At 40.6% G+C, this 16,468-nt stretch carries 9 protein-coding genes, 15 tRNA genes and 2 pseudogenes; 15 read left to right on the plus strand and 11 right to left on the minus strand.

Annotation, left to right across the window (positions count from 1 at the left end):
* Nucleotides 1-303 precede the first annotated feature (303 nt).
* From QUE86_RS13610 to QUE86_RS13640, 7 genes are all read right to left on the minus strand, one after another.
* A tRNA-Val gene (locus QUE86_RS13610) sits at nt 304-379 on the minus strand.
* Between the two features lie 33 nt (nt 380-412).
* A tRNA-Val gene (locus tag QUE86_RS13615) sits at nt 413-488 on the minus strand.
* A 35-nt stretch (nt 489-523) separates the two neighbouring features.
* Nucleotides 524-599 (minus strand) — tRNA-Val (locus tag QUE86_RS13620).
* A 43-nt stretch (nt 600-642) separates the two neighbouring features.
* A tRNA-Val gene (locus QUE86_RS13625) sits at nt 643-718 on the minus strand.
* Between the two features lie 39 nt (nt 719-757).
* Nucleotides 758-833: transfer RNA gene (locus QUE86_RS13630), tRNA-Val, on the minus strand.
* A 26-nt stretch (nt 834-859) separates the two neighbouring features.
* A tRNA-Val gene (locus tag QUE86_RS13635) sits at nt 860-935 on the minus strand.
* Nucleotides 936-971: 36 nt separating this feature from the next.
* A tRNA-Val gene (locus tag QUE86_RS13640) sits at nt 972-1,047 on the minus strand.
* Between the two features lie 643 nt (nt 1,048-1,690).
* Here QUE86_RS13640 and QUE86_RS13645 point away from each other — a divergent pair.
* The 13 genes from QUE86_RS13645 (at nt 1,691) to QUE86_RS13705 (ending at nt 9,837) form a co-directional block, all read left to right on the plus strand.
* Nucleotides 1,691-1,766: transfer RNA gene (locus QUE86_RS13645), tRNA-Ala, on the plus strand.
* A 39-nt stretch (nt 1,767-1,805) separates the two neighbouring features.
* A tRNA-Glu gene (locus tag QUE86_RS13650) sits at nt 1,806-1,881 on the plus strand.
* Nucleotides 1,882-2,011: 130 nt separating this feature from the next.
* Nucleotides 2,012-2,087, plus strand: a tRNA-Glu gene (locus QUE86_RS13655).
* A gap of 168 nt (nt 2,088-2,255) precedes the next feature.
* Nucleotides 2,256-2,331: transfer RNA gene (locus QUE86_RS13660), tRNA-Glu, on the plus strand.
* A gap of 77 nt (nt 2,332-2,408) precedes the next feature.
* Nucleotides 2,409-2,484: transfer RNA gene (locus QUE86_RS13665), tRNA-Glu, on the plus strand.
* Nucleotides 2,485-2,561: 77 nt separating this feature from the next.
* Nucleotides 2,562-2,637: transfer RNA gene (locus QUE86_RS13670), tRNA-Glu, on the plus strand.
* A gap of 77 nt (nt 2,638-2,714) precedes the next feature.
* Nucleotides 2,715-2,790 (plus strand) — tRNA-Glu (locus QUE86_RS13675).
* Between the two features lie 166 nt (nt 2,791-2,956).
* Nucleotides 2,957-3,032, plus strand: a tRNA-Glu gene (locus QUE86_RS13680).
* 317 nt (nt 3,033-3,349) lie between these two features.
* Nucleotides 3,350-4,297 (plus strand): HlyD family secretion protein, encoded by a 948-nt coding sequence (locus QUE86_RS13685; protein WP_167659210.1) that lies wholly within the window; start codon nt 3,350-3,352, stop codon nt 4,295-4,297.
* Nucleotides 4,294-5,220 (plus strand): ABC transporter ATP-binding protein, encoded by a 927-nt coding sequence (locus QUE86_RS13690; RefSeq protein WP_130051857.1) that lies wholly within the window; start codon nt 4,294-4,296, stop codon nt 5,218-5,220. The genes QUE86_RS13685 and QUE86_RS13690 overlap by 4 nt, the downstream gene beginning before the upstream one ends.
* 2 nt (nt 5,221-5,222) lie before the next feature.
* Entirely contained in the window at nt 5,223-6,371 is a 1,149-nt protein-coding gene (locus QUE86_RS13695) for an ABC transporter permease (protein ID WP_130052306.1), read from the plus strand.
* 92 nt (nt 6,372-6,463) lie between these two features.
* A complete protein-coding gene (locus QUE86_RS13700) occupies nt 6,464-7,603 on the plus strand; it encodes a sugar ABC transporter substrate-binding protein (protein WP_286257850.1) in 1,140 nt (379 codons plus the stop codon).
* Nucleotides 7,600-9,837, plus strand: a complete 2,238-nt coding sequence (locus QUE86_RS13705; protein ID WP_167659213.1) for an ATP-binding protein — start codon at nt 7,600-7,602, stop codon at nt 9,835-9,837. Before QUE86_RS13700 ends, QUE86_RS13705 begins: the two co-directional genes overlap by 4 nt.
* 10 nt (nt 9,838-9,847) lie before the next feature.
* On the opposite strand, the gene gloA is transcribed toward QUE86_RS13705, so the two are convergent.
* Both gloA and QUE86_RS13715 read right to left on the minus strand, forming a co-directional pair.
* A complete protein-coding gene (gloA, locus tag QUE86_RS13710; RefSeq protein WP_054553771.1) occupies nt 9,848-10,246 on the minus strand; it encodes a lactoylglutathione lyase in 399 nt (132 codons plus the stop codon).
* 252 nt (nt 10,247-10,498) lie between these two features.
* Entirely contained in the window at nt 10,499-12,406 is a 1,908-nt protein-coding gene (locus QUE86_RS13715) for an aminotransferase class V-fold PLP-dependent enzyme (protein ID WP_167659214.1), read from the minus strand.
* 253 nt (nt 12,407-12,659) lie between these two features.
* On the opposite strand from QUE86_RS13715, the gene QUE86_RS13720 reads away from it, so the two are divergent.
* On the plus strand, nt 12,660-14,198 hold the full coding sequence (locus QUE86_RS13720; protein WP_286257855.1) for a S10 family peptidase: 1,539 nt from the start codon (nt 12,660-12,662) through the stop codon (nt 14,196-14,198).
* Nucleotides 14,199-14,322: 124 nt separating this feature from the next.
* Here the strand turns inward: QUE86_RS13720 and QUE86_RS13725 are convergent.
* Nucleotides 14,323-14,560 (minus strand): annotated as a pseudogene (locus QUE86_RS13725) (endonuclease III domain-containing protein); the annotation flags it as partial.
* A gap of 230 nt (nt 14,561-14,790) precedes the next feature.
* On the opposite strand from QUE86_RS13725, the gene QUE86_RS13730 reads away from it, so the two are divergent.
* Entirely contained in the window at nt 14,791-15,984 is a 1,194-nt protein-coding gene (locus QUE86_RS13730) for a sensor domain-containing diguanylate cyclase (RefSeq protein WP_286257856.1), read from the plus strand.
* Between the two features lie 214 nt (nt 15,985-16,198).
* Here QUE86_RS13730 and QUE86_RS13735 read toward each other — a convergent pair.
* Nucleotides 16,199-16,450, minus strand: a pseudogene (locus QUE86_RS13735) (endonuclease III); the annotation flags it as partial.
* Nucleotides 16,451-16,468 lie beyond the last annotated feature (18 nt).

A 16,468-nucleotide genomic window follows, 5' to 3' on the forward strand; every position in this document is an offset into this window, starting at 1 on the left:
ATATCAATAGTGGGGGAGGTTGGTATTAGAGTTTAAATCTCAAATGTCAGATAAAAGGAACTAGATACTAGAGGTTTATATGTGGTGGGTCGTACTGGACTAGAACCATCGAGCCTGTGTTTTGTTAATGGTGGCGATGCTTTTGAAAGCTAAGGGTAAAATAAGGAAATATATTTAATGAAGTGTCTATATGTGGTGGGTCGTACTGGACTAGAACCATCGAGCCTGTGTTTTGTTAATGGTGGCGATGCTTTTGAAAGCTAAGGGTAAATAAGGAAATATATTTAATGAAGTGTTTATATGTGGTGGGTCGTACTGGACTTGAACCAGTGACCCTCGCCTTGTAAGGGCGATGCTCTCCCAACTGAGCTAACGACCCACATATAAATTGCCTAGTGGCTTAAAGATTAAATGGTGGGTCGTACTGGACTTGAACCAGTGACCCTCGCCTTGTAAGGGCGATGCTCTCCCAACTGAGCTAACGACCCATATAATCTTTTTCTTCGCTTACCATCGGTGAAAATGGTGGGTCGTACTGGACTTGAACCAGTGACCCTCGCCTTGTAAGGGCGATGCTCTCCCAACTGAGCTAACGACCCGCGAAGATTAATCTAAATGAGAACACCACTAAAATGTGTTTAATGGTGGGTCGTACTGGACTTGAACCAGTGACCCTCGCCTTGTAAGGGCGATGCTCTCCCAACTGAGCTAACGACCCATTTAGATTTTTTGTAATATGAACACCATTAGTGAATAATGGTGGGTCGTACTGGACTTGAACCAGTGACCCTCGCCTTGTAAGGGCGATGCTCTCCCAACTGAGCTAACGACCCATATTACATGCAGCCCTATTTCTTAATGGTGGGTCGTACTGGACTTGAACCAGTGACCCTCGCCTTGTAAGGGCGATGCTCTCCCAACTGAGCTAACGACCCATTAAGAATTTAGATATGAACACCATTAGTGAATAATGGTGGGTCGTACTGGACTTGAACCAGTGACCCTCGCCTTGTAAGGGCGATGCTCTCCCAACTGAGCTAACGACCCATATCTAAAACAACTCATTGCTGCGTTGTTGTGGGGCGCTATTATAGATAGAGTTGTAAATGTGTCAACACTTGAATGAGTAAAAATGTGTTAGATGCAGCTTTTATAAACAATGACATGGCATTTAAGCATTTTTTGGTGAACAAATATGCAATTTATATTCATAACCTTGTATTTATAAGTTGATCTATAGCTCTATGACCTTAGTAAAATGATCGAAGTGATATGAAAACAGTAAAGCTTTATAGCAGTTTCTTCGTATCAATAAGTTTGCATCAGTTAAAAGCGACCTATTTTGTATATTAAAAAACAACATAGGGTACGCTTAGTTTCTTTATTTAAAGCTTTAGGTAGCGATCTTTGTTTTGCATATAAATGTATACCTTATTTAAATAAGCAAGTTTAAAGGCAGGAAGCCTTTAAATGAGAAACCAGTACTGCAAGTAGCTCAAAATAGCGAATTTGATAGCACTTTGTTTAAAACACCTCCGTAACGGATTGATATTTAGTCAGCTTGTTGAAATTTAAATCATTTAAATAAACTTAGATAAAAAACTGTTGACTTTATTTGGGGGGCTGCATAGAATGCGCCCCGCACTCAGCGATACACAGCCAACATTAATTGGTGGTGTGTATGCAAGTCGGGGCTATAGCTCAGCTGGGAGAGCGCTTCGCTGGCAGCGAAGAGGTCTGCGGTTCGATCCCGCATAGCTCCACCAGATTTGCATAGTGTTTGTCCTAGGGTTGCAGTTTTCTGCGTCCCCATCGTCTAGAGGCCTAGGACACCGCCCTTTCACGGCGGTAACAGGGGTTCGAATCCCCTTGGGGACGCCACTTACTTCAAGTAAGTGAGCAATTGCCAAGAAAATAAATATGTTAGTCTCGAGTACTTACATGTTAATTTAGTAACCTTAACTCCGATATGAGTCAAACTATCATTTAATGTCCTAGTGACACATTATGTGTCCCCATCGTCTAGAGGCCTAGGACACCGCCCTTTCACGGCGGTAACAGGGGTTCGAATCCCCTTGGGGACGCCACTTATTTAAGTAGGTTATGTGTAGTGGGGCGGTGAACACCGCGCAATCTATGCAAGACTTTATCAAGAGTACGAATCTCTTGGGGACGCCACTTACTAAAAATGTTGTGTTATTAAAACTCGTCTGAATCGAGTCTAACTATTCAGTTGTCCTAGTGACACATTATGTGTCCCCATCGTCTAGAGGCCTAGGACACCGCCCTTTCACGGCGGTAACAGGGGTTCGAATCCCCTTGGGGACGCCACTTACTAAAAGTGCTGTGTTATTAACACTCGTCTGAATCGAGTCTAACTATTCAGTTGTCCTAGTGACACATTATGTGTCCCCATCGTCTAGAGGCCTAGGACACCGCCCTTTCACGGCGGTAACAGGGGTTCGAATCCCCTTGGGGACGCCACTTACTAAAAGTGTTGTGTTATTAAAACTCGTCTGAATCGAGTCTAACTATTCAGTTGTCCTAGTGACACATTATGTGTCCCCATCGTCTAGAGGCCTAGGACACCGCCCTTTCACGGCGGTAACAGGGGTTCGAATCCCCTTGGGGACGCCACTTACTAAAAGTGCTGTGTTATTAACACTCGTCTGAATCGAGTCTAATTATTCAGTTGTCCTAGTGACACATTATGTGTCCCCATCGTCTAGAGGCCTAGGACACCGCCCTTTCACGGCGGTAACAGGGGTTCGAATCCCCTTGGGGACGCCACTTACTAAAAGTGCTGTGTTATTAACACTCGTCTGAATCGAGTCTAATTATTCAGTTGTCCTAGTGACACAGAAACTTTCTGTTTAAGCTAAGGCCATTCGCCTCGCAGGCTCGGTCTCATCTTACACAGAAATAGCAAATCGGTGATTTGCAAAGCAATTTCTGCGTCCCCATCGTCTAGAGGCCTAGGACACCGCCCTTTCACGGCGGTAACAGGGGTTCGAATCCCCTTGGGGACGCCACTTACTTAAGTAGGTTATGTGTAGCAGTTCGGTGAACTCCGAACAATCTATGCAAGACGTTATCAAGAGTACTAATCTCTTAGCGCGATGCCACATATTGACATAATCTTATGTTAAGTAGGAATAATCACCTTGTAATCTAACTTCAAATGGTTAGATAAACATATCTAGAATTTCATCGCTTTAACTCTCCAACATATCTCTGCGATATTATTTTTTTAATTTCTAAAAAATCAATTTTTACAGAACACTTTTACTGAACATTTTATTACTTTATAGTATTTAGCAACTCATCAGCTAACCGTAAGGAAATTAAAATGTTAGCTAAACGTGTTGTACTCATATTTATTTCTTTAGTTATTTCAGCTTGTTCAGACTCTAATGAGGGAGTAGCGCTAGGGACTCTTGAGCGTGAACGTGTGATCCATCCTGCAACGACTAACGAAGTACTGATTGATTTACCCGTCTCAGCAGGTCAGTTAGTTGAAAAAGGGCAGGTAATTGCACAGTTCGATGCTGAGCTTCAACAAGCCATTGTAGCCAAAGCTCAAGCGCAACTAGCTCAAGCAACAGCATTTCTTGAAAAAACTTTAAATGGTGCTCGCCCAGAAGAGGTTGCTGCGACATCAGCCAAAGTAGCAGCGGCAAATGCTGCATACACACAAAGCGAAGCTAATTTTCGCCGAGCAAAAACGTTAGTTAAAGATAAGCTCGCAAGCCAAGAAACCTTAGACAGCGCAACAGCCGCACGGGATGAAACTTTTGCAAATTTAGAATCAGCAAAGCAGAACCTAAAAGAGCTAACAAATGGCTCTCGTGTCGAAGATATTAATAGTGCAAAGGCGCAAGTTCAAGCCGCAGAAGCTGAGCTAAAAGTACAACAAAAATATCTTTCAGATCTGACAATTAAAGCGATGCGTTCCGGCAGAGTCGATAATTTGCCTTGGCATGTAGGTGAGCGAGTTACTAAAGGAAGCCCTGTGGTTATTATTCAAGCGAACAGCGCACCATACGCACGCGTATATATCCCAGAACCATATCGCGCCAAGCTCAAACAGGGCATGAGGCTCATGGTTCGCGTAGACGGCATAGATCAAGAGATTGAAGGCGAACTTACTTGGATCGCCACAGAGCCTGCTTTCACTCCTTTTTATGCCCTTAATCAGGAAGAGCGCGCGCGTTTAATGTATCTTGCTGAGGTAACACTACCTGCAACTGAGAATAACTTACCAACAGGCGTACCTGCCCAAGTGGTTATGCCATGACTGAGTCGGTGATCCATGCCAAAGGCTTGATAAAACAATTTGGCGATTTAACAGCGATTGATAACCTTGATCTAGACGTTCAGCAAGGCCAAATTTATGGCTTTTTAGGCCCCAATGGTTGTGGCAAAACGACTGCAATACGTATGCTTACGGGTTTATTGAAGCCAACCGCCGGTGATATCAATGTGCTTGGCTTGAGCCTGCCAAAAGATGCAGAAAAGCTGAGAACACAACTTGGTTATATGACTCAAAAGTTTTCACTTTATAGCGACTTAACTGTACTTGAAAACCTCCAGTTCATGGCTGCGCTTTACCCTTTAAAAAAGCGGCAAAAACAACAAAGAATTGATGAATTGCTCCATACCTACGGTCTTGATCAAAGAGCGGAACAAATGGCCGGAAGTATGAGTGGGGGCCAAAGGCAGCGCTTGGCATTGGCTGCTGCAGTGATCAATAAACCGAAAATTTTATTTCTTGATGAGCCAACATCGGCAGTCGATCCACAAAATCGCCGTGACTTTTGGGAAACACTTTTTGATTTAAGTAATGCCGGTACCACAATATTAGTCACTACTCACTACATGGATGAAGCGGAGCGCTGTCATCGTTTAGCAATTTTAGAATCCGGTATTAAACGCGCCGATGGCTCACCAAAACAATTAATGACAGACATGCATGCCTATGTTGTAGAAATAGCTGGGGCGCAAACTAGAGAATTAAAAAAACAGCTCGCAACAATCGATCAAGTTATCTCGGCGACTCAGTTAGGCGCACAATTGCGAGTATTAGTGAAAAAAGATGTTAAAGATCCCGTTGAGTTTATAAAACAGCAATCATTTTGTAAGGATACGTGGCAAGTAAATATTGTTCGCCCAAGCCTTGAGGACGTGTTTGTAACTTGTACAGGGCAGGGCAGACAATGAATATTGTTACCTCTTTAAGCCGTATAAAAGCTATTGTAAGCAAAGAGTTATTACAATTACGCCGTGATAGAATGACATTTGCTATGGTGGTAATGATCCCCCTTATCCAGCTGATTCTATTTGGGTATGCTATTAACACTAATGTTAAGGATATCCCTGTTGCAGTAGTCGATCATAGTCACACTGCTCTCAGCCGCATTTTAGTACAAACAGTATCAGCCACAAATGTGGTCAAAGTGACAGATTACTATAACAGTATAGAGCAAGCACAAACAGCAATAGCCAGTGCTAAAGTGCGCGCCGTGCTTTTTATACCCCACGATGTAGCAAACCGGCTTGCTCAACACCCAACAGTCGGTTTTGGTTTACCAGATGGTAGTAATGAGTCGTTAGTCAGGCCAATTGCGCATTGGTTAGTTGATGGCTCAGATACAATGGTAGCGTCGAGCATTAAATCGCTTCGCAACATGCCGCTTGCTGAGCTGCTCGATAAGCCCGCGAATAGAACTTATCCTACCTTTGAAACAACCTTATTTTATAACCCTGAGCAGCGCTCTGCGGTTAATATTGTGCCAGGTTTAGCAGCTGTCATTTTGACCATGACCATGATTATGTTTACCTCTGCTGCAATTGTTAAAGAGCAAGAGCGAGGCAATATGGAGCTCTTAATAACCTTACCTTTAAGCTCACTTGAGTTGATGATAGGTAAAGTGGTGCCTTATATCTTCATTGGTTTTATTCAGTTATTTATTATATTAGGAATGGGCAAGATATTATTTCATATTCCTTTTGGCGGTGGTTTAATGGCACTGGTTGTCGCAACATTTGCCTTTATATGCGCCAGTTTAGTGCTAGGTTTAGTGCTCTCGACCATCGCTAAAAACCAGCTTCAAGCAATGCAAATGACTATTTTTATTCTGTTACCTTCCATTTTATTGTCTGGTTTTGTATTTCCCTATGAAGGAATGCCTATGGCGGCGCAGTGGCTTGCTGAATGCTTACCAGCAACGCACTATTTAAGGCTAATAAGAGGAATAGTACTAAAAGATGTCAATCTAATGAGTATGAGCAGTGACTTAATTTGGCTTTTGATCTTTACTATTTTAGGCTTGGCTATGGCTGCACTTAGGTTCAAGAAAACCCTTGATTAAGCTAGGCAATGTACGGCATATGTGCTTAACTAAAATATAATTTTCATTATTTATGAGCAAACCTTAGCGTGTGGCAAGTATTTTGGGTAGTGATGCTAATAGTTACATTTGATAGCTATGCGGCAAAGATAAACCTAGCCCATACCATGAAACATGAGCATTTTGATCAACTGTTAAGCACACTCGCTGAGCAAAGTGGTTTGACGGTTAATTCTGTGTCGGTTGATCAAAAAGCTCTAAAAGTAAGACTGGTACAAAACACCAGTACCAGCACCTCAACAGACGTTATTATTGTGCCTGCAGATCATTTAGGTCTTGATAAATATGCCAACTACAGTGTTATTCCAAGCTCACTCATTGCTGACACTACAGATAAGCGAACCTTAGACACTGCTAAGCTAAACAATCAGCTCTTGGGTATTCCCATTATTCAAGGTAATCACCTGCTACTTTTTTATAATAAGCAGTACGTTAAAGAGCCAATAGAAAATTGGCAGGATATATATAGCTTTAAATCATCCTTGCCTGAAGAGGTTAAACTAGTTACATGGAGTTTTATGGAGATGTACTGGTTTATTCCGTTTTTATCGGCTTTTAATGGTGATCTAATTGTAGATAATAAAGCTCAGCTAAACACGCCTGCAATGCAATCTGCTCTCAAATTTGTTTGGGATTTAAGTAAACAAAACCTCGTTGATAGACAGTGCGATTACACTTGTTCAAATAACGCATTTAAAGCGCAGCAAGCCGCATTTACTATTGATGGTGCATGGGCATTAAAAACTTATGATCAGGCGCTTGGTGATAATTTAGGGATGCAACAGTTACCGAAACTCAATGGTGAGTATATGCAGCCTTATTACTCTACTTTTGTACTGGCGTTTCCAAATGATGGCCTAAATGGTGCAAATAAAGAAAACTTATTCAAATTTGCTAAATTGGTTCAAGCAGAAAAGTTCCAAACAATGATTTGGCAACAGCTCCAAGATATTCCTATCAATACAGAGGTTTTAAATAAGCTAAAAGCACAACAAGGTTCATGGTTATCAACCTTAATTGATGCTATGCAATTCACAAAACCTATGCTATCAACGCCATCTATGATCATTGTATGGGAAGTATTAAATAAAGGTTTTATTCGCTATGGGAGTGGAGCCTTAACTGCTGAGCAAGCGGGGTTTTTTATGCAAGGGTTGGCAGAGCGTTCGATTGCCAATGAAGGGGATGAATGAGCAGTCCACGCTTTAGTCGCGCCTTGTTTATCAGTGTTTTACTTCTGGTAATTATACCTTTATTGATACTTGCAGGTTTGATGACAGGGCGTTTCTATTTAAGCTCGATTGATCAGGCAAACACTAGTTTACAGTGGCAAGCCAGAAATAATGCGGCTAGTCTTGAGCAACTATTATTTAAGCTTGAGAAAAACAGCCAATTACTTAGTAGTATCAAGGCGATTACTGAATTGCCTAATAAAGTTGTATACTCACAGTTCGCGCTAGTACAGCTACAGGAGTTTGTCGCCCAAAACCCGCAAATCAAAGCTGCAATTGTTATTGATAACCAAGGGTTTATAGTTGAGGGTTATCCTATTACCTCTTTAAATTTGAACTATAAGCTCACAAAAAGCATTCTCGATAGCGCCCAAACATCGACACAACAGAACACAATTCAAATTATTGATAACCCCCAAGTGAGTGAGTTGTTTGTTCCTGCACAAGCAAAACAAAATGCCTTGTTGGCTATTACATCAACACTGCTCCATGAGCAAGATTCACTGAGCGAGCCAATTATCAAAACGGGCGTATTAGTGTCTTTTGTCCCCTTATCCGAAGCGTTAAAGTGGCTTGCAATACATAATGAGCAGCCAGTTTATCAAGAAGGCAAGCAAGTACAAATCACAGCAGAAAAAAATATTTTGTTTAGTTTGGGTGATGCGGGCGAAAATGGGAAACTAATGGGGCAAGCAACGATTAATAATGTTTACTTCGAAGGCAAACCAACGAACTTACAGTTTCAAATTAACGAAACCAAAACAAGTTACACCAGCGCCGTTAAACAAACAGCCGTATTAGCAGGACTACTAATTTTTGGACTCTCTGTTATTTCATTTATTCTCGTCCGTTGGCTGACTGCGCGACTTCATAACCCGCTGAATCGTATAACTGCCCTTAGCCGCGAGTATGCGTTAGGGAATTACAAACAAAATACTGACGACTTTCACTACCAAGAGTTTAAAGATATTGCTGAGTCGCTAAATAGCATGGCTGAAACCATTGATATTCAAATTACTTCTTTGCAGCTAGAAAAACATCGGGCTGAGCGTTCTGAGCAAGTTAAAAGCCAATTCTTAGCGAATATGAGCCATGAAATACGCACTCCAATGAATGGTATCGTGGGCTTTTTACAGTTACTAAATAAAAGCGAATTAACGCAAGAGCAAGCAGAGTTCGTTAGGCAAATTAATAACTGCAGCGATGTTTTATTGACCGTTATTAATGACATTCTTGATTTTTCAAAAATAGAGGCAAAAAAAATAGAGCTAGAGTCGCGTGAATGTGATTTAGTCGCGCTTTGTCGTGACCTTATTTTATTATTCAAGCCTAGTTGTGATAACAAAGGGATTCGCTGCAATCTAGATGTCCCCTCAATACAATCTTTGATCGTTGAGTGTGATGAAATACGTGTTAAACAAGTGCTTATTAATTTGCTTTCGAATGCAGTTAAGTTCACTAACCAAGGGGAAATTGTACTCTCACTTACTTTGCTAAATAGAGACGAACGCGTCACAGACGTTGAGTTTTCTGTAAAAGATTCCGGAATTGGTATCGCAGAAGATAAAATTAAAGCACTGTTTAATCCATTTGTTCAGGCGCAAAGTAATATCACCCGTGAATATGGCGGTACAGGCCTTGGGCTTGCAATTAGTAAAGGGATGATTGATTTAATGGCAGGGAATATAGCGATAATTAGTGAGCTTGGCAAAGGAACCGAGTTTACGGTTAATGTCAGTTTTAAAACGCTATATCCAGAAGGTGTAAGCGCTAAAGTGGATCAGTTAGATAAAGACTCTCAATTTGATTTTAACTCAGTCGATAAGCCTATATTAATTGCCGAAGATAACCCAATTAACCAAATTGTTATCACTAAGTATTTAACTCAATTAGGTCTAAGTTATGAATTGGCCGAAAATGGACAAATTGCGTGTGAGAAAACCCTAACAAAAGACTATGCACTGATTTTAATGGATATCCAAATGCCGGTGATGGATGGTTTAACTGCCAGTGAAAATTTATTAGCAAGGTCAGGTTTTAATACACCAATTATTGCAGTCAGTGCCAATGCAATGAAAGACGATATCGAAAGAAGTTCAAAAATTGGTATCAGCGACCATATCGCAAAGCCAATTAATTTTACTGAACTGGAAAAAGTACTCGCAAAGTGGCTATCTCAGCAATTGCTGAAATAGCCACTATCAATCAAAAAGTGTTGTTATCTTTTTTCTGAATTAACTCAATCGCATAACCATCTGGGTCTTTAACAAACGCGATTTCAGTTGTGCCGCCTTTAACAGGACCCGGCTCACGACTCACATTACCGCCAGCAGCTTTAATGTCTTCGCAAGCTTTATAAATATCATCAAACTCAATAGCAATATGACCGTATGCATTACCTAAATCATAGCTGTCTGTATCCCAGTTATAAGTAAGCTCAAGCACTGTCGAATCTTTTTCATCACCATAACCGACAAAAGCAAGGGTGTAGCGGTACTCTTCATTGTCTGCACGACGCAGCTCTTTCATACCTAATACCTGCGTATAAAATTCAATTGATTTGTCTAAATCAGCAACGCGAAGCATTGTGTGTAATAAGCGCATTTTTAGCATCCTCTTTCTTGTCTTTAAATTCGCACAATTCTAATAACGCAGTGTGGTATAAGGCTGCGCGTTAAAATTATCAAAAATGGATTATAAGTTATTTCGATTGCTTGCACAGTAGCATTGAGACAAATCGCAAAGTCCATGCTGTAAAATTAATAACTAAGCTTTGGTATAAAGAAGGTAATGATATGCAGCAATGGGAGAGCTATTGCTGCATAACAATGAGGTATTTGAGATATAAGCGTACGTTTAGCTTTTCACTTTACCTTTCAGTACATAGATTTCGCCATCAAAACTCCCTTGGATTGTCAGACCTTGTCCCGCCAACTCTTTAAGATATTCGATATGCTCATTAGTGATATGTTGCCCCGGGACTAACAGTGGGATACCAGGAGGGTAAGGCGTCACTAATCCGGCACAGATTCGGTTGTTACTTTTACTAATCGGCACAGATTCACGTTCACCATAGAACGCATCACTTGGGATACAAGCCAAGTCTATAGCAGGTAAGTTTTCTGGTAAGCGAGTGCGCCTCATTGTGGTGGCTAGCTTCACTTTACCACTGTCGAGTTTTTTCAGTGCATTGTAAAGACGAATGATCTTTGAGCGTGTACCGCCAAGAGTTAGTAAAACTAAGATAGTACTGTGAGTATACTTTTCAATTTCAAGGCCAATTTCATCTAATAGGAATTTATGAATATCCTTTAATGAATAAGGTAGCTCACTAATATCTATAAGAATTTTTAGTGGGTCGTGGCCCATGTTATCGCCACGAAAATGTGGGAATATATCCATGAAATCTTGCTTATCGAGCACTTTTATATGTTTTAGGGAAGCCATTTGTTGCTTAAATTCTGCAACGTGATTCAGTAGGGCATTCAGTAATTTATAACCTTCCATTTCTAATTGTTTTTGGCATACATCTAGCGAAGCAATGAGCTGATATTTTGGCGAGGTACTGGCGTAAATACTGTAGATCTCACGAAAGAAATCGGCATCAAAATCAGGATCGTTAACATGAATATAAGATGCTTGAGAGAACGCTGAAACCACTTTATGTGCCGAATGGGTAACATAGTCCGCGCCAGCATTAATCGCCGAGTAGTGGCGTAAACTCGGGTGAAAAAGTGAATAAGCAAACCAGGCTTCGTCGATAAACACTTTAATACCGTGCTGATGCGCAAATTCAACCACTTGCTTTAAATCGCTAAGCAGGCCATCGTAAGTACAGCCTGTTAAAACCAATAATTTAGCATCGGTATTTTGTTCAATTGCTTGCTTAATGTCAGCCAGTGACGGTGGTGCGAAGATACCATATTTAGGATTCAAAATACTCGACAAGTAGATAGGTAAACTAGCCGATTGCAAAATGCCATAATGCACTGACTTATGGCAGTTTCGGTCTATTATCACCTTATCGCCTTTACGTAGCAAAGTTTGCAAAATAATTTTATTTGAAGTAGAGGAGCCGTTGGTAACAAAGTAGGTATGTTTTACTTCAAATGTCGCCGCTGCTGATTCTTGAGAGCGGCCTATAGTGTTGGTACTGTCTGACAATGAGCCAAGCGAATCGACAGAAACAGACAAGTCGCCAACAAACACATTACGGCCATAAAACTGATAAAAGTCTTTAATATAGGGAGAGTTTCTAAAGCTAGCACCGCCACTGTGCCCAGGTGTGTGCCATGAATCGTTCGATTCACTTACATAACGACGGTAAGCGGTCCAAAATGGGGTTTCTGATCTGTCATCAAAGTCATTGATCATATAGCCCAAGATTGCTTCAGGGTCTGAAATGACCTCGTCTTTAAAAAAGAAAGATTCAATTTCTTCAGACTCGTTGACTATTTCCAAGCCTTTCGTATCGTCACCGATAACATAGACTGGCAGTTCAAGACGGATGCCTTTTAATTGCTCGATAAAGCGACTATAGGTGCGTTCGCCATTATTTAATACATCCCAACTAAGCACTACAGCTTGAATATCACCATCTTCCTCTACATAATTCAACGCCTGCTTGAGCTCAATGCACTCAACAATCTCGATATCAACATCAGTACGTTCAAAGTTAGGGATTGTTCTTGCTAGGTTCGTTGAAAGCTCTTTTAAGGTGGCAGGATCTTGCTCAATTAATAAGATACGAAGTAAAGGTAACATAGCAACTCTCATAAAAAATTCACATTACTCAACAGCATAACGAAAGGATGGAAGCTTGTGAAATTAATACATTGATATTTTTGTTTCGATACAGGGTATGCTTTTTTGCGTGTTAATCGCAGATAGTTGAAATTACATGTTCTTACTGTAAAAGTAATCGCTAAAGTAAAAGGTTAATTGAGCACTGAGTGATAAAACCACTCAAGCCAGATACAGCTAAAAATAAAGGCAAGCTTCCAAGGGAGAATAAAACATGGCGTATGTTGCCAATTTCAAAACCGTAGTCATCTCGACATTGTTTGCGTTTTGTACAAACGCGGTCAATGCAGATGAAATTTCAGATTCAAACAACAGTAAAAAGTCGATACCCGAAGCCACAAAATTTGTTACGCAGCATAAAGGCACTTTCAATGGCAAAAAGCTGAAATACAAAGCTGTAGCAGGTGAAACTTATTTATTAAACAAAAACGAACAGCCAACAGCTGCTATTTTTTCGTTTGATTACATAGCCTCAGACGGCAACAAAAATAGACCTGTTACATTTATCTGGAATGGTGGCCCTGGCTCATCGTCTAATTGGTTACACATGGGGGCTTATGGCCCCAAACGAGTTGTTGTACCAAGCGATGCAACATCTCCTGGAATGGCTCCTTACGAATTAAAAGAAGCGCCTGAGACGATTCTAGATGTGACTGATATGGTGTTTGTGGACCCTGTTGGTACAGGTTACTCACGTGCATTAGGTGACACTGAAAGCAAAGCCTTTTGGGGCTTGAATGAAGATGCATCTTCTATCGCTGATTTTATTGCCCAGTGGCTGACGAAAGAAAATCGCTGGAATGCACCAATATTTTTATTGGGAGAGAGTTATGGTACAACTCGAGCAGCAGCGGTTTCTAAAGTGCTTATGGATAAACACCTGATTAATGTAAATGGCATTATTTTTGTTTCACAAGCTTTAGACTATCAAGGTTCAAGCCCTTATGTTGATGACAATATCATTTCTTACGTCACTTACATACCCACACTTGCTGCAACCGCTTGGTATCATAAAAAAGTAGACACATCAGGAAATTTTGAAGCATTCATTGATGCTAGCCGAAAATTTGCTGTAGATGAATTACTGCCTGCACTATTTAAGGGTAATGCGCTCAGTAAAGCTGACAGAGCGCTAATTGTTGATGGACTTCACCGTTATACAGGGCTAAGTAAACAATATATTGAACAGGCTGATTTACGCATTAACGCCTTTAGATTTGCAAAAGAATTATTGCGTGATGAGGGCGTTGCCGTTGGCTTTCTTGATGGACGTTATAAGCTTGATGAAAGAGATGATCTAACAGCAGCTCCTAAGCAAGACGCTTCGAAAGTTATAGGGCCGGCATATAAAGCGGCACTGATGAAATACATGCACACAGACTTAAACGTGCAGTGGAAAAGAAAATACTTAAATCCTGGCGACCCTGAGTTATCTGATAATTGGCGCTGGCGAACTGCTCCTGACGGACAAGGTTGGGAGCCAACATACGTCAACACAGCACCGGATCTATCTTATGTTCTTCGTAGTAATCCACAGATGAAAGTGATGGTTGCCTCTGGATATTACGATATTGTTACCCCATTTTTTGATGCTGAATACACTTTAAATAGACACGGTATATACGCTGATAAAATTGACTATCACTATTATCACGGCGGTCACATGATGTATGTTCACGAACCAGCAAGATTATCGTTGTTAAATGATACGCGAGAGTTTATTAAAAAGCAGGTGAGCCGAAATCCACTATAACGGCTGGGCAGATTGTGCCAAACCCTTTGTTTGGCACAATGTGCAAAATGAGTTTGCATGGGGATAGAAAAAGAAGAAGTGGGGAACATCACCTTTAGATTATTTGCTTTCGAGTAGACTTCAACTACTCAGTCTTTTCTTTAAACTCACACAAATCTTCAATATTACAACTGCCGCATTTAGGCTTACGAGCAGTACACACATAGCGGCCATGCAGGATTAACAAGTTTAGGTACCACTTCTTCTAGTTTTTGTTCTACAGCAACTACATCTTTACCCATGGCAAACTTAGTGCGGTTAGAAACGCGGAAAAAATGCGTATCAACAGCAATTGTCGGCCCGCCGAAGTATACTGAAAGTAGATTTAGATGATTGCGCTAAAATAGGCTGCTTTGAGAGGCCAATGGCCGTTGTTAACGATTAAGTTGTCTAGTCTATTTGTTTGATAATCTTAGATACTTCAGTGTTTGGTTGATTAAAAATCGATTCTTTCGATTCCTGTATAGAAAGTAATGTGATCAATTTGTTAATTATTTAGTAACCTATCGCTGTTTTATCGTTATAATGATAGTGACTTAATAGGTGAGTGAATGTGAGCATCATTTTTATAATTTTAGTTTTGACACTGTTGTTTACCTTTATAAAAATTAGACAGTATCAAATAGAAGTGCGTGCTGCTAGGTTCGATAAACAGCGTGCTGACATCGTTAATAAAATAGCAAAATGTATCAGCTCTGAATTAGCGCCGAATCAAATAATAACCATTGCGCTAAAGGATATAGCCCAATATTTCCCTATGTATCGTGTATCCTATTCTACTATTTCACCTCAAGGGATTTTATCCGTACATAGCTGTATACCCACTGAAAACTCACCCTCTATCGAAGGCATAGAAGCTGATTTAACTATTGCTCCGCAATACCTCGCAGCGCTAAAAAAACAAAAAATATTGGCGATTGATGATGTCGAAACCAACTCACTTATAGCGCCATTAAAAGACACTATGATAGAAGGAAAGACCAGAGCTGTACTGGATGCTCCTATCAATGTAAAAAATAATGTCGTCGGTTTATTTTGCTTGGACAGTGCATCAACTCAACACTGGTCGGCCAGTGAAATTGAAATAATAAAAGAAGTTACTTCTTACATTGAAATTGCAATTCGCCAAGCGAACTATGTGATTGATATTGAGCAAATGGCAGCCAAATTAAAAAAATATAATCATAGTCTTGAAGAGCAGGTTAAAGCCCGTACGGCAGAGATCGAAATTGCCAAGAAAAAAGCTGAAACACTTGCCTTAACGGACGAATTAACACAGCTTCCTAATCGCAGAGCTTTTTATCAAATGGCTGAATGTCAGCATTCACAAGCTGTACGTTATTGTCATTCGTATTGTGTAATGATGTTTGATATCGATAACTTTAAGTCTATTAACGATACCTTCGGTCACGCTGCTGGTGACAAGGTGCTCTGTTCACTTGCAGATTTAGTGCGAAAAATTATAAGAAAGTCCGATGTCATCGGGAGAATAGGCGGCGAAGAGTTTGCGATGATGCTACCTGAAACTGAAATAGAAGAGGCAAAAGACATGGCTGAACGTCTGAGAGCACATGTAGAACAATGCCAAGTAAAATTTGAGCAACAAACTATTCGTTTTACCTTATCAATAGGTGTCGCCCAGCAGCCAGATTATAAACAAAGTTTTGACTCTATTTTAGCTCAAGCAGATAATGTGCTTTACCAAGCTAAAGCCTCAGGTCGAAATAAGGTAAACTGTACTGCCTGAAGAAATATTGTGGCTGCGTTTTTCGAATAACCGAGAGTGAGCTGCATCTACTTTTTATGAAGAGAAGGTTTCATGTAGAAGTACTGTGCTTATTGAGGGGTGTTATCACGTCAGGGGTGATTGTATGCCCATCACTTACTTACCGAAGCCGCCCCTTAATGGGTGGTCTAAAGGTGCTGACTGAGTTTGAGTAATACAACAATGAAGTCTTTGATTACTCAGTTTTATCCTTAAACTCACACAAGTCTTCAATAATACAACTACCGCATTTGGGTTTACGTGCAGTACATACATAACGACCATGTAAAATGAGCCAGTGGTGCACATCGACTTTAAATTCTTTAGGTACTACTTTTTCTAATTTTTGTTCTACAGCAACTACATCTTTACCCATGGCGAACTTAGTGCGGTTAGAAACGCGGAAAATATGCGTGTCTACAGCAATGGTCGGCCAGCCGAAGTATAAGGAAAGTAGATAATTAAG

This window comes from Pseudoalteromonas apostichopi (genome assembly GCF_030297135.1).
GTDB lineage: Bacteria > Pseudomonadota > Gammaproteobacteria > Enterobacterales > Alteromonadaceae > Pseudoalteromonas > Pseudoalteromonas apostichopi.